The sequence below is a fragment of the Streptomyces sp. NRRL S-646 genome (assembly GCF_000720765.1).
In the GTDB taxonomy this organism is placed as follows: Bacteria; Actinomycetota; Actinomycetes; order Streptomycetales; family Streptomycetaceae; genus Streptomyces.
The window spans coordinates 218,613-235,755 of record NZ_JODC01000005.1 but is presented as its reverse complement, the minus strand read 5'-3'; the positions used below and the strand labels follow the sequence as shown (position 1 = coordinate 235,755).

Genomic DNA, 17,143 nt, shown 5'->3' with positions numbered 1-17,143 from the left:
CCCCTATGGTCTCAGCTCGCACACAGTGCCGAATGTCACTTGCGCCTCGGGCCACTCGAACCCGGATGGCGGACGGTCTCGTCCCGCATGCCGGACCCTCGCCTACGCTGCGGGCCCATGAATGCCATGGAGACTGAGAAGCAGGGGACCGGCGGGCAGTCGAGGATCGCGGTGGTGACCGGCGCCGGCTCCGGCATCGGGCGGGCGGTTGCCGTGGAGCTGCTGCGTGCGGGCTGGTCGGTGGCGCTGGCGGGGCGGCGCCCCGGAACGCTGGAGGAGACGGCGGCGCTGGTGCCGGGCGGTGTCTGTCTCGCCGTACGGACCGACGTCTCACAGCCGGACGACGTGGCCGCACTGTTCGCCGCCGCCGTAGAACGGTTCGGGCGGGTTGACCTGCTGTTCAACAACGCGGGGACGTTCGGTCCCGGCGGGGTGCCGGTCGAGGAGCTGGAGTACGAGGCCTGGCGGCATGTGGTCGACACCAATCTCAACGGGGCGTTCTTGTGCGCGCAGGCGGCGTACCGGCAGATGAAGGAGCAGGACCCGCAGGGCGGACGGATCATCAACAATGGGTCCATTTCCGCCCATACGCCTCGGCCGCACTCCGTCGCCTACACGGCGACCAAGCACGCGCTGACCGGACTCACCAAGTCGCTCTCGCTGGACGGGCGGCCGTACAACATCGCGGTCGGGCAGATCGACATCGGCAACGCGGCCACCGACATGACCGCACGGATGCAGACCGGAGCGCTGCAGGCCAACGGTGAGATCGCTCCCGAGCCCGTGATGGACGTCGCCGACGTGGCGCGCACGGTGCGGCACATGGCCGAGCTCCCCCTGGAGGCGAACGTGCAGTTCGCGACGGTGCTGGCGACCGCGATGCCGTATGTGGGCCGCGGTTGACCGCCCCGGCAGGTCCTCAACTCGTCAACTTGCACAACTGGAATTTGAGCGTCCGCACTATTGCGGCCGGTTGTGGACCTATGCTCAAATCTCCTACACAAGAGCTTCACACATGGGGGAGTGAAGTTCCGTAGGCCCGGCAGTTCATGCCGAGGGGGGATGGCAGCCGTTCCACCGCACCGGGTGGGGGTGGATCTCGCGTGGGACCGCGAGGTACGCACCGGTGGATGGAACGGCTGCCACATACGTCAGTTCGCGTGCCTGCCGCCGCTCTTCCCACGCCTGCGCAGCGCCCAGATCCCGCCCGCCAGCAGGGCGACCGTGCCGCCCGCGCCCTCCAGCAGCCGCCAGGCCGAGGGGTCTGCCGACTCCGTGCCCGGGGCGCCGGCCGCCGCCTGGGCCGTCTTGCGGGTGGGCGTCGCCCTCGCCCCGCCCTCGCTGATCGGCTCGACCAGCGTGCCCACCGGCTCGGCCGAACCGCCGTGCGTGAAGCCCCAGTCGAGCAGCGCGGCCGTCTCCTCGTAGACGGCGTTGTAGCCGCTCTTGGGGTGCATCACGGTGGCCAGCAGGGTCCGGCCGCCGCGGGTGGCGGCACCCGTGAAGGTGTTGCCGGCGTGGCTGGTGAAACCGTTCTTGACGCCGATCAGCCCGTCGTACGTCTTCAGGCCCCACGCGCCCGTGAGCAGGCGGTCGGTGTTCTGGATCTGGAAGGTCTTCTTGCCGCCGGCCGGGAAGTTCGCGATCCGGGTGTGGCAGTACTCGCGGAAGTCGGCGTTCTTCAGTCCGTGCCGGGCGAAGAGGGTGAGGTCGTAGGCGGAGGACAGCTGGCCCTTGTGGTCGAAGCCGTCGGGGCTGACCACATGGGTGTCCAGGGCCTGCAGGTCCTCGGCCTTGGCCTGCATCTCGGCGACCGTCTTCGCCACTCCCCCGTTCATATGGGCGAGCACATGCACGGCGTCGTTGCCGGAGCGCAGGAAGACGCCCTGCCACAGCTGCTCGACGGTGTACGTGATCCCTGGCTTGACCCCGACCAGGCTGGAGCCGGCCGGGATGTCGGCCAGGTCGGCGTCGGTCACCTTGTACCGCTCGCTCCGCTGGAACTTCTTCAGGACCGTGTCGGCGAACAGCATCTTCAGCGTGGAGGCGGGCGGCAGGCGCCGGTGCGCGGCGAACGAGGCGAGCACCTCTCCGCTCCCGCAGTCGGCGACGATCCAGGCAGCCGCGGTGAGTTTCCCGGGCAGGCCTGTGGCGCCGCTCACCTGAATTCCCTTTCGGGCGAGTCGCTCACCGCCGACGACGGTGCCGGTGGCGGAAGCGGGAGTGGCCGCGGCAAGCGGAATGGCAGCTGCGGCAAGGCCGAGAGCGGTACGCCGGGAGAGCGGAGAAGAACCATGCACCCCGGGACCGTACTGCATTTTTCTGGGGGACAGCCCCAGACCCCCGGGCCACCCAACAGCAGTTTCCTGGCAGTACGCCCTCTACGGCATAGGAATTGCCTGTCTTACGGAATTCTGACCCGGCATCCGACTTTCTCAGCTCTGACACATCCTTTACTCAGTCCTGCTCAAAGGTTTCTCCCTAGCTTGTGGCAGCGCCCACAGCGGGCGCCAAGAACCTTCGAGGAACGGGATGTTTGGCATCTATCTCAAGCGCGAACTGGGCCGCAGAAAGAAGGCGGCCCTGGTCATCGCACTGGGTCTGGCGCTCGGAATCGCGCTGGTCATCACCGTCAACTCGGTGTCGGCCGGTATGACACAGGCTCAGGACAAGGTCCTCAAGTCGCTCTACGGCCTCGGCACCGACATGACGGTGACCAAGGCGCAGTCGGCTCCCAAGGCGGGCGGCTCGCAGGGCCCGAACTTCAAGTTCGACGCCAGGCAGAGCAGCAGCACCAAGCAGAGCTCGGATCGGGTGATGACACAGGGTGGTCAGGCCCTGTCGTCCTCGCTGGTCACCAAGGTCGCGGCCCAGCAGGGCGTGTCGGCCGCGGTCGGCGCGATCAGCCTGAACGTGACGAAGGTCGATGGCTCCTTCACCCAGGGCAAGGCGAAGTCCTCGACGTCCTCCTCCGTGTCCTCGGGTTCCCAGCAGGGCGGCCCCGGCGGCGGCAACAACAGCAGCGGTGGCGGTCAGCCGCAGGTCCAGGGCGGCGGCGCGTCCTTCAACGTCAACTCCTACTCGGTGGCCGGCATCGACGTCACCGACCAGGACCTCGGCCCGCTGGCCACGTCGAAGATCACCTCCGGCAGGACGTTCACGGCCGCGCAGAGCAACGCCAAGGTCGCCGTGATCAGCAAGTCGTACGCCAAGTCGAAGAAGTACAAGGTCGGTTCGACCTTCAAGATCAACGGCACCAAGTACACGGTCATCGGCATCGCGACGCCCGACAGCAGCGAGTCCACCACGGATGTGTTCGTGCCGCTGAAGCAGGCACAGACGCTCGGCGACGCCAAGAACAAGGTCACCACGATCTACGTCAAGGCGACCGACTCCCAGCAGATCGCCACCGTGAAGAAGGAGATCCAGTCCAACATCTCCGGTACGACGGTCACCACCTCCGCCGACCTCGCGTCCACCGTCTCCGGCTCCCTGTCCACCGCCTCCAACCTTGCGACCAGCGTCGGCAAGTGGCTGTCCATCGCGGTGCTGGCCGCGGCCTTCCTGGTGGCGGCACTGCTGACCTCCTCGGCCGTCTCCCGCCGGGTGCGCGAGTTCGGCACCCTGAAGGCACTCGGCTGGCCGAGCCGCAACGTGACCCGGCAGGTCGTCGGCGAGTCCATGGTCAACGGTCTGCTGGGCGGTGCCCTCGGCATCGGCCTGGGCCTCGCGGCGGCCTACGCGGTGACCGCGGTCGCTCCCAAGCTGACCGCGCAGCTCGGCAGCAGCGGCGGCATGGGCGGAGGTCCTGGCGGTGGCGGTCCGGGCGGCGGCCCGGGACCGCAGTCGGCGTCCAACACGATGGAGATCGCGCTCTCCGCCCCCGTCTCCCTGACCACCATCGCGCTCGCGGTGGGCCTGGCGGTCACCGGGGGTCTGATCGCGGGCGCGATGGGCGGCTGGCGCGCCTCCCGGATGCGCCCGGCGGACGCGCTGCGCAGCGTGTCGTAACACCTTCTCGGTGTCGTAACACCCCCTGAGCTGGGGCGTCGCCTCCGTACATCCCCCCGGGAGGCGGCGCCCCACCCCTTGCTTCTTCTGCTGCTTCATCTGCTGCTTCATCTACGGAGATCCCATGTACAGACTCACCGGCGTCACCAAGCGCTACACGCGGGGCAAGGACACGGTGGAGGCGCTGCGCGGCATCGACCTCACCATCGAGGACGGCGACCAGCTCGTCATCCAGGGCCCCACGGGCGGCGGCAAGTCCACGCTGCTGCAGATGATCGGCGGCCTGGACCGCCCCACCGAGGGCAGCGTCGAGCTGGACGGCGTCGACCTCGCGCGGATCAGCGAGGCGAAGCTGACCCGGCTGCGCGCCGAAAAGATCGGCATCATCTTCCAGTCGTTCAACCTCATCCCGACGCTGACCGCCCAGGAGAACGTCGAGACGGCCCTGGTGCCGCTCGGCGTGAAGCCCGCCGAGCGGCGCGAGCGCGCGGCCGAGGCCCTGAACTCGGTGGGCCTGGGCGAGCGCCTCACCCACGCCCCCGCCGAGCTGTCCGGCGGCCAGCAGCAGCGCGTCGCGATCGCCCGCGCGCTGGTCAAGAAGCCGAAGGTGCTGCTCGCCGACGAACCCACCGGCAACCTCGACGAGGGCACCCGCGACGACATCATGGCCCTGCTGGAGGGCCTGTGGCGCGAGCACGGCCTGACCTTCGTCATGGTCACCCACGACTCGTCCATCGCCCGCCGCGCCCCACGCGTGGCGACCATCAAGGCGGGTCGGCTGACGCTGACGGAACAGGGCGTGCGCTCCTGACGAGGCTGCCGCTCACCGTCCGAGAATCCGGTCGACCTCGGCCAGCTGCCGGTCGGTGAGCGGCCCCTTCGCGATCGCGCCGGCGTTCTGCTCGGCCTGCGCGACCGAACGGAAGCCGGGGATCGGGACGGTGCGCGGACTGCGTGCCCACAGCCAGGCGAGGGCGCCCTGGGCCAGGGTGCGGCCGCCGCTGGTGAGGATCTCCCGGAGCGCGTCGATACGGGCGACCCAGTCCGAGTCGGCTCCGGAGCCCTCGCTGAAGCCCTCGAGCCAGGCCGGCGGCTTGCTGCGGATGTCGCCCGCCTCCAGGGCGCCTTGACGCCTCCCCGCCAGCAATCCCATGGCCAGCGGGCTGCGGTTGATGCTCGCGAGCCCCGACTCCTCGCACAGCGCGAACATTTCGGGCGCGTCCTGCAGCACGTTGGCCGCATGCTGCACGGCCGCGCAGTGCTCCCCCTCGGCGAACACGGCGGCGCGGGCCGGGTCGTCGGTGCTCCAGGCGTAGGCGCGGATCAGCCCCTCCCGTACGAACTCCTCGCACAGGTCCCGGAGTTCGGCGGCCCGCTCGGGGTCGGCATCGGAGATGTGCAGCTGGTAGAGGTCGACGTAGTCGGTCTCCAGTCGCTTCAGCGACGCGGTCAGCGCGCGGCGGGCGTGCGCCGGGGAGTCGTCGCGGCCGGTGAGGGTGCGGGTCTCCTCGTCGAAGACGTTGCCCCACTTGGTGGCTACGACGACATCGGCACGGCGCCTGCCGAGTGCGCGCCCGAGGATCCGCTCGCTGTGCCCGGCGCCGTAGGTGTCCGCGGTGTCGAAGAAGGTCACGCCGAGGTCCAGGGCGCGCCGGATCGCCCGTACGGACTCGTCGTCGTCGACCTTGCCCCAGCCGAGCGGCTGCCCCTCCGTGTTCTGCCACTCGCCTCCGATGGCCCAGCAGCCGAAACCGAGAGCGCTTACTTGGATGCCGCTGCGACCGAGGGTCCTGTTCGTCTCCATGGCCGAGAACGGTAGGAGTTGGAGCGCGCACGAAGGCAAGGGGTCGTGCGCGTGCTTTCGCCGGGCTGGTCTCGGTGCGACTTACGCCTGGCCGGTCTCGAAGCGACTCACGCCTGGCCGGTCTCGAAGCGACTCACGCCTGGCCGGTCTCGAAGCGACTCACGCCTGGCCGGTCTCGAAGCGGGAGATCCTGCCGTCGTCCTCGATGGTGAAGTTCCAGCGGGTGCGCATCTCGCCCCAGGCGTCGTTGCGGTAGTGGGCAAGGAGGGCGCGGCCGCCCTGGGACTCGTTGTCGACGTCCAGGTGACCGTTGGAGGAGAAGATCTCCCGGTCGATCCACTCGTCGAGGTCCCGGTCGGAGCCGTCGTCCGCCATGGTCGCGTCCTCCGTGAGGAGGGCCAGGAAGGCATCCCGGTCGTGGGCGTTGACGGCGGTGACGAACGCGCGGACGGCCGGGTCGCTGAGTTTGGCTGGCTGAATCGTCATGGCAGCAGAGTCACACCGCCCGCCGGGACCCGCCACCCGAACGGCTGCGCGGACGGGTCCGGGAGGTGTGAGGAGTGGGACGGTGGACACGCGGAGGGGAGTGTTCCTGTTGTCCGGCCCCATTGCTGGGGGTTCTCTGTCCCGGGAGAAATCATGAGCTCTTACGACCGGCGTGATCTGGGCCTGCTGCTGCTCCGGCTGGGTGCCGGCGGCGTGCTGGCGGCGCACGGCGCGCAGAAGCTGTTCGGCTGGTTCGGCGGACACGGCATCGAGGGGACCGGCCAGTTCATGGAGTCGGTCGGCTACGCGCCCGGCAAGGCGAGTGCGACGGCAGCGGGCCTCGCGGAGGCCGGCGGCGGCACCCTGCTGGCGCTGGGCCTGGCGACCCCGGCGGCGGGTGCGGCGGCGGCCGGCGCGATGGCCGGGGCGTCCGCGGTGCACGCCCCGAACGGCTTCTTCAACGCGGAGGGCGGCTACGAGTACGCGGCCACCCTCGCCCTGGCCGCCACCGGCCTCGCGGTCGCCGGTCCCGGCCGTCTCTCACTCGACCACGCGCTCGGCCATGTCTTCGACCGGGGCTGGATGGTCCCGACGGCACTCGGCGTGACGGCGGCGGCCACGGCGCTGGTCGTGGGGGCGCGGAACAAGCGGCTGCAGGACAAGAAGCCGGACGAGCAGGAGGCCCTGTTCGCGGAGGAGGAGGCGTTGTTCAGGGAGTGAGCGGGGCGCTGTTCAGGGGGTGAGCGGGGCGCTGTTCAGGGAGTGAGCGGGGCGCTGTTCGAGGCGTGCCTCGGGCAGGCAGACTGCGCCCATGACTGATCAGGCCCCTCTCCCCGAGACCCCGACCTTCCCCTCTCCCTCTCCCTCCCCCGACCTCTGGGCAGCCGTCGACGACCTGTGGACCTGGCTCGACGCGAACCGTGCGCACGGCGGCCAGGAGGGCCTGCTCCTGCGCATGCTCAAGCTGTCGGAGGAGGTCGGCGAGGTGGCACAGGCGGTGATCGGCGCGACCGGCCAGAACCCGCGCAAGGGGATCACCCACACCTGGGAGGACGTCCAGGGCGAGCTCTGCGATGTCGTCATCACCGCTCTGGTGGCCCTGCGCACGCTGACGCCGGACACCAGGGAGGTGTTCACCCGGCATCTGGCGAAGGTCACCGAACGCTCCCTCGGGCCGTCCGTGTAGCGCAAGGGCACAACTCGGCCGCCTGGCAAGGGGATTGGGTGGGTGGGGTGGCGTACCGCGGGTCCCGGTCCGGATACTGACGCCGTATACGACGCGCACGGCACACAGCATTCGGGGGGCTGACATGGTGGCAACGTCGTACTGGGCGGGCGAGTCCGGCGAGGAACTCCTCGACGAGACCGTCGGATCCCTGCTGCGCCGCGCCGCCCGACTGGCACCGGAGACGGTCGCCCTGGTCGAGGGCGTGCCGGATCCCGCCGAGCGCCGCCGGTGGACGTACGCCGAGCTGCTGGACGAGTCCGAGCGTGCGGCGCGGGCCCTGCTCGGCCGTTTCTCGCCGGGCGAGCGCGTGGCGGTGTGGGCGAACAACATCCCGGAGTGGGTGATCCTCGAACTCGCCGCCGCCCTCGCAGGCATCACGCTCGTCACGGTCAACCCGGCCCTGAGGGAGGCGGAGTTGCGCCACGTACTCGGCCACTCCCGAGCGGCCGGCGTCTTCCTCCTCCGCGAGTACCGCGGCAACCCGATGGCCCGCACGCTGGCCGACATCCGCGCCGACCTGCCCGACCTGCACACGAGCATGCTGTTCGAGGACTGGGCGGAGTTCTGCGCAGAGGGCTCCCCCGACCGGGAGCTGCCCGAGGTCCATGCGTCGGCACCGGCCCAGATCCAGTACACCTCGGGCACGACCGGCATCCCGAAGGGCGTGGTGCTGCACCATCGTGGCATCACCAACAACGCACGCCTGGCGTACGTCCGCACCTTCGGGCTGCAACCGGGCGAGGCCGCACTCAACCCGATGCCGCTGTTCCACACGGCGGGCTGCGTACTGGCCACCCTCGCCTCGATCATCAGCCTCGGCACCCATGTCCTGCCCCCGCACTTCGACCCGGGCCTGATGCTCGAACTCACCGAGTCCGAAGGCTGCGTGGCGCTGGGAGGCGTACCGACGATGCTCATCGCCATGCTCGAACACCCGGCACTCCCGAGCACCGACCTCTCCTCCCTCCGCTACATGCTGTCCGGCGGCGCCTCGGTCCCACCCGAACTGGTCCGCCGGATAGAGCAGACCTTCGGCGTCCCGATGGCCATCATCTACGCCCAGACCGAGGCTTCCCCAGGCATCACCATCACCCGCCTCGACGACACCCCGGAAGACCGCGCGGGTACTGTCGGCAGGCCCTTGCCGCTGACCGAAGTGAAGATCGTGGACGCTGCGGGCGCGGTCGTACCGACCGGCGTCACCGGCGAACTCTGCACCCGCGGCTACCACGTCATGACCGGCTACCTCGACGCCCCGGACGCGACCACCGCGGCCGTCGACACCGAAGGCTGGCTGCACACCGGTGACTTGGCCTCGATGGACGAGCGCGGCTACTGCCGTATCGACGGCCGCCTGAAGGACATGATCATCCGGGGTGGCGAGAACATCTACCCACGCGAGATCGAGCAGGTGCTCGCCGAGCACCCCGCCGTAGCAGAGGCTGCGGTCGTGGGCGTACCCGACCCGGTCTGGGGCGAGCGGGTCGCGGCCTTCATCCGCCTCAACCCGGATCACAAGGCGGGCGAGACGGTGGCCGAGAAGGAACTCTTCGACCACGTCCGCGCCCACCTGGCCCCGCACAAGACGCCCCGCACCTGGGTGTTCGTCGACGGCTTCCCACTGACCGGCTCCGGCAAGATCCGCAAGACAGCGCTCCGGGAGGACTACGTCGCGGGCCGTCTACCGAAGTGATGTTCCGTGCTGCTGTCTAGTAGTACTTCGTCAGGTTCTGGTTCTGGTTCTGGTTCTGGTTCTGGTTCTGGCGAGGGAGCGGCGGTAACGGCCCATTTCGGACTCTCTTGTTCAGAGGCGGGGGCGGGTCGCCGAGGTTCGCACCACGAGCGTGGGCGGGATGACGATGTGAGGGGTCTCGTCGGCCGCCGGGAGCCCTGCCTCGGGGTCGCCGACGAGCTCGATCAGCGCGCCCACGGCACGTCGGCCGAGTTCGTCGAAATCCTGGTGGACGCTGGTCAGCGAGGGGCCGAAGTACTCGGTCTCCGGCATGTTGTCGAAACCGACGACGCTGATGTCCTCGGGCACTCTGTGCCCCGCCTGCTGGAGGGCCCGCAGCAGGCCGAGGGCCATGTGGTCGTTGGCACAGAACACCGCCGTGACCTCGGGGTCGGCGGCGATCCGCCGACCGAGCTCGTATCCGGTGCGAGCCGTCCAGTCCGCGCCGGCCAGCGGTTCCGTCACCGGAACGCCCCGCTTTCCCAGGGCCCTGCGCCATCCGGCCTCGCGCTCCTGCGCGTCGAGCCAGGAACGCGGCCCGACCAGGTGGTGCACCGTGCGATGGCCGAGGTCGAGCAGGTAGTTGGTGGCGAGTTCGGCACCCGCTTCGTTGTCCACGGCGACCGATGCCAGTTCGGTGTGAGTGCCGCAGCCGACCGCGACCAGGGGCACGTCCGGCGGTACGTTCGCCAGCGCCCCGACCGCGGTGGTCTGCGGCGCGATCACGATGATGCCCTCCACGCCCTGGCCCCGGAGCCGGTCGACGGCGTCCAGTACCGAACGCCGGTCGAGAGCGCCGACAGCGGCCACGGTGACGAAGTACTCGTACTGTCTGGCCGCCTGTTCGATGCCGTAGAGCATGCAAGCCGGGCCGTACAGCGTGGTGTTGAAGCTGATCACACCCAGGGTGCGGGTGCGGCGGGTTGCCAGGGTGCGGGCGGCGGCGTTGGGGCGGTAGCCGAGTTCGCGGACCGCGGTGAGCACTCGGTCCCGGGTGGTGGGCCGCACGTTCGGGTGGTCGTGGAGGACCCGCGAGACGGTCTGGTGCGAGACGCCCGCCAGCCGGGCCACGTCCGCCATCACCGGTGCGCGTTCCGTGTCCACGATCCACCTCCTTCGTCGCCGCCATTGTTTCCGATCTGGTGCTCCTCCGAGTGGGGTCGACCTGCTGTGAGGAATTGTTAACGCACACAATCCGACAGGGTCAAGGCTCCGGAACGGCTCGCTCTCGGCACACCAACGGATCCACCAGAGACTCAAGAGCCCAACGACCAGCGGATTCAACCTCAGGAAGATCTCCACCGGGCCAGGAACACAGGACCGAGCGGATGGAGTCCACACTTCCAGTTTCCTATTTCTTGACTGTTCAAGAGAGTTGACCGGATGTTCATCCCGGCGTAAAAAGACGGAGTCGCGAGACCGGGCGATCACCCCCGCCGCCCGAGACCGCCATGTGCGCAACGCCCCGGTGGAGACCGAACCACGTTTCTGACCTGCGCTATCACGCCTGGCGGCACGCTCGAAGAAAGCAGCACGCACTCCGACCGCCTCCACTCCCCCCTCATCTCCCTGGAGCTCGGATGAGTGGCGGAATCCGACAGCCTCGATTGTTAGCGCACACAATCCCCTCCCGAGTGAGTGGCGAAGTCGCGTTCAGCGCTGACGCCGCGGCCCCCGGCGGCCCTACCTGCTCCCCCAGCTCCCTGCGCACGTGGCGCCGGGCCCGCGAAGATCGCGAGATGGAAGAGGTTCACAGTGATAGTCAGACACCTGACAGGTCTCCGGCTGAGGGTGGTGGGTGCGGTTCTCGCACTCGTCGCCGGCATCCTGGCCGCGACCATCGGCACCGCGGGCACGGCCCAGGCCGCCTCGTCCCTCCCGTGTGACGTCTACGCCGCCGCGGGCACGCCCTGTGTCGCCGCGCACAGCACCACGCGGGCGCTCCTCGCCTCGTACAGCGGAGCGCTCTACCAGGTCAAGCGCCTCTCCGACAACGCCACGACGAACATCGGGACGCTCACCGCCGGCGGCTACGCCAACGCTTCGGCCCAGGACTCCTTCTGCTCCGGCACCGAGTGCATCATCACCGAGATCTTCGACCAGAGCGGCAAGGGCAACCACCTCACGATCGAGGGCCCGGGCGGCAACGGTGGGCAGGACGTCGGTGCCATCGCCAACGCCCTGCCCGTCACGGCCGGCGGTCACAAGGTCTACGGCGTCTCCGTCCAGGCCGGCGTCGGCTACCGCGACAACAGCACCAACGGCGTCGCCACCGGCAGCCAGCCGGAGGGCACCTACATGGTCACCAGCGGCCACCACGTCGACGGCAACTGCTGCTTCGACTACGGCAACGCCGAGACGAACAGCAAGGACACCGGCAACGGCCACATGGACGCCGTCAACTTCGGCACCGAGTGCTGGTTCTCGCCCTGCTCCGGCTCCGGCCCCTGGGTCATGGGGGACCTGGAGAACGGCCTGTTCGCCGGCGGCAACGGCACCAACAGCAACAACACCGGCAACTCCAGCGCTTTCGTCACGGCACTGCTGAAGAACAACGGCACCAGTACCTACGCCATCAAGGACGGCAACGCCCAGTCCGGCTCCCTCAAGACCGACTACAGCGGCAGCCTGCCGACCACCGGCGGCTACATCCCGATGTCCAAGGAGGGCGCCATCGTCCTCGGCACCGGTGGTGACGACAGCAACTGGTCCGACGGCTCGTTCTTCGAGGGCGTCATGACCGCGGGCTACCCGACCGACGCGGCCGACAACGCCGTACAGTCCAACATCGTCTCGGTCGGCTACACCCAGGCCGCCCAGACCTTCCCGGTCACCGGCACCGCCTACCGGCTGACCAACACCAACAGCGGCAAGGTGCTGGACGCCCAGAACTGCGGGACGGCGAACGGCACGGCGGTGCAGCTGTGGTCCTCCCTGGGCAACACCTGCCAGCAGTGGAAGTTCACCAGTGCGGGCAACGGCCACTACACCATCACCAACGTCAACAGCGGCAAGGTCCTGGACGACCAGAACTGCGGCATCAACAACGGCACCGCGACGCAGCTCTGGTCGTCGCTGGGCAACACCTGCCAGCAGTGGGACGTCACCCCGGCCGGCAGCCACTACACGATCAGCAACGTCAACAGCGGCATGACGCTGGACGTGACCAACTGCGGCACCGCGAACGGCACGCTCGTCCGCCAGTGGGCCCAGCTGGACAACGCCTGCCAGCAGTGGGACATCGCTCCCTGACCCGATGCCCCACTCGCCGATGGTCCGCCGACCTCACTGACGGCGGACCATCGGCCTGTCCCGAAGCGCGACTGACCGGCCTGTCCCGGAGCGCGACCGACGGACGGGCAGGGCGTCGTAGGGCTTACGAGCATGCCCGGTCAGCGCCCGGCTCCCCCTTCAGAACACGGGTGTCTGCAGAACACGGGTGCCTGGTGCACAGCTGTCGCTCAGCTCGTCGAAATCGTCTGTCGGCAGCCGTCGGGCGGAACCGCGGCGGCTGTGGTCGAGCAGCTCGGCTGCGGTGAGCAGCCACTCGGGCAGGGGCGCGACGCCGATGAAGTCGGCCAGGCGAGTCAGCTCTTCGGCCGTACGGTCGAGGAGGTTCTCGTAGGAGAGCGTGCTGCGCTGGTCGGCGGGCAACCCGCCGAGGAACCGTGTGCCTTCAGTGACGAGTTCCGACCACAGGTTGCCGAACGTTCGCAGAGGGATGTCCCGGTCGCGTACGAGCGCGGGTTCGAAGCGCTCGTCGAGCAGCGGAGCCAGATCCGCGGGCAACGCGCGCACGTGCTCGGGAGTCAGGTCGGCGAAACTGTCGACGCCAGCCCGCGCCTTGATCTCGCGCAGCAACGAGATCGTCCGGTATCCCGGATGGCGACTCATGGACAGGGCACAGTCCGGCCCGTCCCGGAACATGTGCACGAACCTCGCGTACGGGAACGCGGCCCGCAGTCCCGGCGCCCAGCCGGTCGAGTAACCGGACCGCTCCACGACGGCACTCCGCCCGAACCGCGCGCACAGCAGGTCGAACAGTGCCCGATGGTGCTCGGCGGCGGCGCGTTCGGGCCACTGGACCACGGCCGCGCCGAGTTCGTCGAGAAGCCCGTCAGGATCGTCCGTGAGGTGAGGCAGCACCATGAGGGAGAGCGCGGGGATACCCGTGGTCTCGGCCGTGTACCGGCCGGGGCGACGGGTGTAGAGGAACTCCGGCAACGGCAGCCCACTGCGGATCATCCGCTCGAAGTGCGGGGCGGGCCGGAAGAGCGTCTGCCAGAACTCATCGCCGGTCAACTCGCCTTCGGGGAAGGCCGCGTCGCCCACTGAAGCCATGAACTCGTTGAGGCTCAGTACGTCAGGGTGGGCGTTGAGGATGCGTGACAGGGCGGTCGAACCGCTGCGGCCGGTGCCGATGACGAAGGTCAAGGAACGCATGGCCGCCTTCTGCATTATCCGCCGATCGTCCGTGGAGCCGTTCACTGTACGTGGGGTCCAACTCTGCCCGGCCCGATGGGTTTCGTACCCTCGTACAGGCCGGACGCCGCCGCCCTGAATCAGTTCTCCAGGAGTGAGTGCCTGAAGGGAGCTTCGGAACCAGAGCGCTGGCCTGCGCTGGAGGACCGACGAACGTCGGCTCCGGAGGCGTAACGAATCTCGGCTCGGCAGAACACGGCGCCACAAGCCTTTTCAATTGAGGAATCAGACATTTTAGGATCAAGAGCTGGACCGGGCCGCTGCCTTGTCGGAACGGAACAACACCGGGCATGGCGCGAAGTAGTACGTCGTGCACTTCTGGCCGGTCGGCCCGCCACTGATATTCAACAGCCGGGTAGCGTACGGGGCAGGGGGGTTGCTGATCAACGGCACAAGAGATCGACGACGGCGGCAACCTCCATTCGCCACGCGCGCACCTGAGCCGCAGTGGGTCCGATCTCGTACTGGTGATAGTGGCATCCCAGACAGAGCAGGCTCCACACGGCCTTGGCTCGGCGCACGATCCCGGCTTCAGCGCAGGTGCGGAGCCAGAGGAACCCGGACCGCATGGAACCCTCGCGGATCGCACGAGGCGCGGCGTTGGCGGCGAGGCTGTCAGCAACCGCGGTCTCCAGCGCCGCCCGCAGGGCGAAGGCGGCACCACGGCACCGGCTCGCCGCAGTAGCGGCGAGCACGGCGGGCGGGGCAGGTACGGCCGAAGTGGCCCCGGGCGTGACGGGCGCGCCGCTGTCCGCAAGGAGCAGGTCGGCCGTGTCGAGCAGCTGGCGGATCGTCGTGTTCACGGCGTGGGCTCCTCAGGCTTGCGTACCGTCTGGGCAATGGCCTCGATGTCGTTCACGAACCGGCGGGGGTCCGGCATGGGTGTGCCCGAGGGATGCGCTCCGGCCTGGCACCGCCGGATCAGATCCACCGCACCCGGGCCGCAGCGCCTGCGCAGTTCGCGGTAGACGTCACCGGTCCGTGACGCGTCGCCGAAGAGTCCCAGAGCGGCGATGTCCCTCAGCGTGATGGCCGCGGTGACGGCCTTCTCCGCCTCGTGCTCGGCCAGCCCGGCGCGGTACAGCCGCAACCACGCTGCCTCGGTGAAGGCGCACTCCAGGACGGTGCGGCAGATGCCCGGCAGCACATGGGTCATGGCGACCGGCTCCAGGTTCCGTGTACGGATGAGGGCCCGCGCGTCGTCCAGCGCCTGAGCGACCGGATCGATGCCACGGCGTACCGTCACCGCCGACCGTCCCTCCCGCTCGACCTCCAGCACGGTCACGGCGAGCTCCTGGTTCTTGAACGCCCGCTGAAGCCGCGTGTCGTGGGTGAACACGACAACCTGTCGGCTCTCGCCGAGATCGTGCAGGACCTTCGCGAGACCGTGAACCTTCGCCGGGTCCATGGACTGCACGGGGTCGTCGATGACGACGAACCCGAAGGGGCTGTCCGGTGCAGCGGCGCGCGGCAAGAAGAGCGAGAGCGCGAGGGAGTGCAGTTCGCCCTGGCTCATGACGCCGAGGGCCGCCGCCTCCGTACCGTCCACGGACACATCCATCACGAGCTTGCGCACCGCGGCCTTCTCACTGCCGGTCAGGCGTACGGAGCGCAGGTCGACGTTGCTCTGCTGCCGCAGTTCCTCCCAGATCCGCTGCGAGTGGTCCTCGAAGGGCCGAAGCCGCTCCTCACGCAGCTCTGCGCACGCCTCCTTGAGCCACTTGCGGGCCGCCCGGACCTGACGCAGCCGGGGCTTACCGGCATGGGCGACGCGCGCCCGGTCGAGCCAGCCCGCGAGCCGGGCGACACAACGGCGCCACTCCTCGTCGAGCTTCTCCAGCTCCCGGGCCGCCTCCTCCCGCAGGGCCGCACAGGCGTCGGCGAGGACGAGCGCGGTGGTCTCGGCTCGGGCCGCGAGCTGCTCGGCGTCGTCGATCGCGCGGCAGGCCTCCCACTCCTCCCACGGAACGACGAGCGGAGCCGGCAGCCACGCCGGCACCCGTGCGATGAGGTACCGCACGGCGTCGACCGCCTCCCTCAGTTCGCGGCGCGCGTCCTGCGCGGCAGAGGCCTCGCGCCGCAGTACCTCGACCTGGTCGGCGGCCCGCTCGGCCCAGATCTCGTCCAGCGAGCGGTCCGATCCACACACCGGGCAGCTGTCCTCGTCGGGGTGGCGACGACTGTGCTCCAGGGCCCGCGCCAGCAGCTCGCCGCGCTGGTGAGCGTCCTCGGCTCCGGAGGCGCGCACGTCGTCGAGTACGGCGACGGCCTCGCGCAGCCGGTCGACGGCCGGGCCGACCGCACCGAGGTCGGGGCCCGTCAGCGCGGCGGTCGTGCGCAGTTCCCGCAGATGGCCGTCGTCCACGTCGGGCAGACCGGCCACGAGGGCGTCCAACGCGTCGAAGTCCGGCGCACCTGCCTTGGTGAGGGCCGCGAGGGCGGACGCCGCCCGCGGATCGTCCAGCGCGGCCAGCACCTCGACGAGTCCGGGCACCTCCGCCTCGGTGTTCTTGAGAGCGGAGTTGAGCACCTTCTCGATGCTCTGGATCCGTGCGTCCGCGGACGTCAGCTCCCCGAGCCCGAGGATGGTGGCGATCGAGTCGTACAGCTCGCTGGGCTTGCCGTTGATGATCCTGTCGAGATCGGAGTACGACAGGAACGGCCGGTAGTCGTTCAACGGCCGCTCCCAGCCGGCGCCGGCGAAGGGCCGCCGCCCGTGGCCCGGCCGCTTGAACTCGACCTCGGGGGCGGTGACGTCGTCGCCCGGCCAGGTGCACGTCAGCGTGGACGGCCGGGGGTCGCCCGCCATGCTGAGCCTGACCTCGACCTTGGGCTCGGCGCCGTCGTGCAGGTTGCGCCAGTGTCTGCGCCACACCTCGCTGCGCTGCTTGTCCAGGCGCGCGGTCCGGCCGGTGAACGCCGTCTCGGCACCCTCGGCGAAGCTGGACTTCCCCGAGCCGTTGCGCCCCACGACGAGGGTGACGCCGGGCTTGGCGGTGAGCGGCAGACGGGACTTGCGGCCGATGCCGCGGAAACCAGTGACGCTGACGGAGTCGAGGAACACCCGGTGGTCCGGGTGCGGTCCGCCCGCGGAGTCGGTGTCCGCTCCCGCGTCACCCAGAGCCTGTCGGAGGACCTCCTTGGTCGCCTCGGCGAGGGTCGCGGCTTCGAGGCGGGCCGCCAGACGGGACAGCGTCGAGGAGCTGCCGCTTTCAGTGGTCTGTCCGCTCTGCTCGGGGTTCTCGGGAGTCTCGTTCTGCTCGGGGTTTTCCGTCATTGCGCTCTCCGCCCTTCCGGGTCCGTTCCGATGAGGAGGCCGGGTGCGGTGAGCGGGAGGGGTGAGCCTCCGGCTGCGTCCGAGCCCGGTGTGACGGAACAGACGGTAGGGATAGAGAGGGCG

The 17,143-nt window shown here is 69.4% G+C and carries 14 protein-coding genes; 7 read left to right on the top strand and 7 right to left on the bottom strand.

Translation table 11 applies throughout. From position 1 onward, the window contains the following. Positions 1-126 precede the first annotated feature (126 nt). A complete protein-coding gene (locus IH68_RS0110985) occupies positions 127-903 on the top strand; it encodes an SDR family NAD(P)-dependent oxidoreductase (RefSeq protein WP_037884726.1) in 777 nt (258 codons plus the stop codon). 248 nt (positions 904-1,151) lie between these two features. Here the strand turns inward: IH68_RS0110985 and IH68_RS0110980 are convergent, their stop codons facing one another. Next, positions 1,152-2,318, bottom strand: coding sequence for a D-alanyl-D-alanine carboxypeptidase family protein (locus IH68_RS0110980; RefSeq protein ID WP_030932254.1), 1,167 nt, complete (start codon positions 2,316-2,318; stop codon positions 1,152-1,154). Positions 2,319-2,532: 214 nt separating this feature from the next. On the opposite strand from IH68_RS0110980, the gene IH68_RS0110975 reads away from it, so the two are divergent. Further along, positions 2,533-4,011: an ABC transporter permease gene (locus tag IH68_RS0110975; RefSeq protein ID WP_030932253.1), complete on the top strand. Its 1,479-nt coding sequence runs from the start codon at positions 2,533-2,535 to the stop codon at positions 4,009-4,011. A gap of 124 nt (positions 4,012-4,135) precedes the next feature. After that, the gene (locus IH68_RS0110970) at positions 4,136-4,822 is read left to right on the top strand and encodes an ABC transporter ATP-binding protein (RefSeq protein ID WP_030932251.1); all 687 of its coding nucleotides are present in this window, start codon (positions 4,136-4,138) and stop codon (positions 4,820-4,822) included. Between the two features lie 12 nt (positions 4,823-4,834). Here IH68_RS0110970 and IH68_RS0110965 read toward each other — a convergent pair whose 3' ends face one another. Both IH68_RS0110965 and IH68_RS0110960 read right to left on the bottom strand, forming a co-directional pair. Beyond that, complete coding sequence (locus tag IH68_RS0110965) at positions 4,835-5,815, bottom strand: aldo/keto reductase (RefSeq protein WP_030932248.1); 981 nt, start codon at positions 5,813-5,815, stop codon at positions 4,835-4,837. 159 nt (positions 5,816-5,974) lie between these two features. Continuing rightward, complete coding sequence (locus tag IH68_RS0110960) at positions 5,975-6,301, bottom strand: hypothetical protein (RefSeq protein ID WP_030932244.1); 327 nt, start codon at positions 6,299-6,301, stop codon at positions 5,975-5,977. Positions 6,302-6,454: 153 nt separating this feature from the next. Here IH68_RS0110960 and IH68_RS0110955 point away from each other — a divergent pair, with 153 nt between their 5' ends. The 3 genes from IH68_RS0110955 to IH68_RS0110945 all read left to right on the top strand — a co-directional run bounded on the left by IH68_RS0110955 (position 6,455) and on the right by IH68_RS0110945 (position 9,222). Beyond that, on the top strand, positions 6,455-7,021 hold the full coding sequence (locus IH68_RS0110955) for a DoxX family membrane protein (RefSeq protein ID WP_030932241.1): 567 nt from the start codon (positions 6,455-6,457) through the stop codon (positions 7,019-7,021). A 91-nt stretch (positions 7,022-7,112) separates the two neighbouring features. Further along, positions 7,113-7,487: a MazG-like family protein gene (locus tag IH68_RS0110950; RefSeq protein WP_030932237.1), complete on the top strand. Its 375-nt coding sequence runs from the start codon at positions 7,113-7,115 to the stop codon at positions 7,485-7,487. 124 nt (positions 7,488-7,611) lie between these two features. Beyond that, positions 7,612-9,222, top strand: coding sequence for an AMP-binding protein (locus tag IH68_RS0110945; RefSeq protein WP_030932234.1), 1,611 nt, complete (start codon positions 7,612-7,614; stop codon positions 9,220-9,222). A gap of 111 nt (positions 9,223-9,333) precedes the next feature. Here the strand turns inward: IH68_RS0110945 and IH68_RS0110935 are convergent, their stop codons facing one another. Beyond that, entirely contained in the window at positions 9,334-10,341 is a 1,008-nt protein-coding gene (locus tag IH68_RS0110935) for a substrate-binding domain-containing protein (protein WP_037884772.1), read from the bottom strand. 675 nt (positions 10,342-11,016) lie between these two features. On the opposite strand from IH68_RS0110935, the gene IH68_RS0110930 reads away from it, so the two are divergent. Further along, a complete protein-coding gene (locus IH68_RS0110930) occupies positions 11,017-12,513 on the top strand; it encodes an arabinofuranosidase catalytic domain-containing protein (RefSeq protein WP_037884725.1) in 1,497 nt (498 codons plus the stop codon). 159 nt (positions 12,514-12,672) lie between these two features. On the opposite strand, the gene IH68_RS0110925 is transcribed toward IH68_RS0110930, so the two are convergent. The 3 genes from IH68_RS0110925 to IH68_RS0110915 all read right to left on the bottom strand — a co-directional run bounded on the left by IH68_RS0110925 (position 12,673) and on the right by IH68_RS0110915 (position 17,020). Beyond that, complete coding sequence (locus IH68_RS0110925; RefSeq protein ID WP_030932225.1) at positions 12,673-13,704, bottom strand: sulfotransferase; 1,032 nt, start codon at positions 13,702-13,704, stop codon at positions 12,673-12,675. 422 nt (positions 13,705-14,126) lie between these two features. Then, positions 14,127-14,546 (bottom strand): hypothetical protein, encoded by a 420-nt coding sequence (locus IH68_RS0110920; RefSeq protein ID WP_078912409.1) that lies wholly within the window; start codon positions 14,544-14,546, stop codon positions 14,127-14,129. Continuing rightward, complete coding sequence (locus IH68_RS0110915) at positions 14,543-17,020, bottom strand: AAA family ATPase (protein ID WP_030932219.1); 2,478 nt, start codon at positions 17,018-17,020, stop codon at positions 14,543-14,545. Before IH68_RS0110915 ends, IH68_RS0110920 begins: the two co-directional genes overlap by 4 nt. Between the last annotated feature and the right edge of the window lie 123 nt (positions 17,021-17,143).

Bases quoted from the DNA above. Each gene is read 5' to 3' on its own strand.
- IH68_RS0110950 (WP_030932237.1), top strand. From the start codon at position 7,113: ATGACTGATCAGGCCCCTCTCCCCGAGACCCCGACCTTCCCCTCTCCC.
- IH68_RS0110935 (WP_037884772.1), bottom strand. From the start codon at position 10,341: ATGGCGGACGTGGCCCGGCTGGCGGGCGTCTCGCACCAGACCGTCTCG.
- IH68_RS0110960 (WP_030932244.1), bottom strand. From the start codon at position 6,301: ATGACGATTCAGCCAGCCAAACTCAGCGACCCGGCCGTCCGCGCGTTC.
- IH68_RS0110955 (WP_030932241.1), top strand. From the start codon at position 6,455: ATGAGCTCTTACGACCGGCGTGATCTGGGCCTGCTGCTGCTCCGGCTG.
- IH68_RS0110980 (WP_030932254.1), bottom strand. From the start codon at position 2,318: ATGCAGTACGGTCCCGGGGTGCATGGTTCTTCTCCGCTCTCCCGGCGT.
- IH68_RS0110915 (WP_030932219.1), bottom strand. From the start codon at position 17,020: ATGACGGAAAACCCCGAGCAGAACGAGACTCCCGAGAACCCCGAGCAG.
- IH68_RS0110975 (WP_030932253.1), top strand. From the start codon at position 2,533: ATGTTTGGCATCTATCTCAAGCGCGAACTGGGCCGCAGAAAGAAGGCG.
- IH68_RS0110965 (WP_030932248.1), bottom strand. From the start codon at position 5,815: ATGGAGACGAACAGGACCCTCGGTCGCAGCGGCATCCAAGTAAGCGCT.
- IH68_RS0110945 (WP_030932234.1), top strand. From the start codon at position 7,612: ATGGTGGCAACGTCGTACTGGGCGGGCGAGTCCGGCGAGGAACTCCTC.
- IH68_RS0110970 (WP_030932251.1), top strand. From the start codon at position 4,136: ATGTACAGACTCACCGGCGTCACCAAGCGCTACACGCGGGGCAAGGAC.
- IH68_RS0110925 (WP_030932225.1), bottom strand. From the start codon at position 13,704: ATGCGTTCCTTGACCTTCGTCATCGGCACCGGCCGCAGCGGTTCGACC.
- IH68_RS0110985 (WP_037884726.1), top strand. From the start codon at position 127: ATGGAGACTGAGAAGCAGGGGACCGGCGGGCAGTCGAGGATCGCGGTG.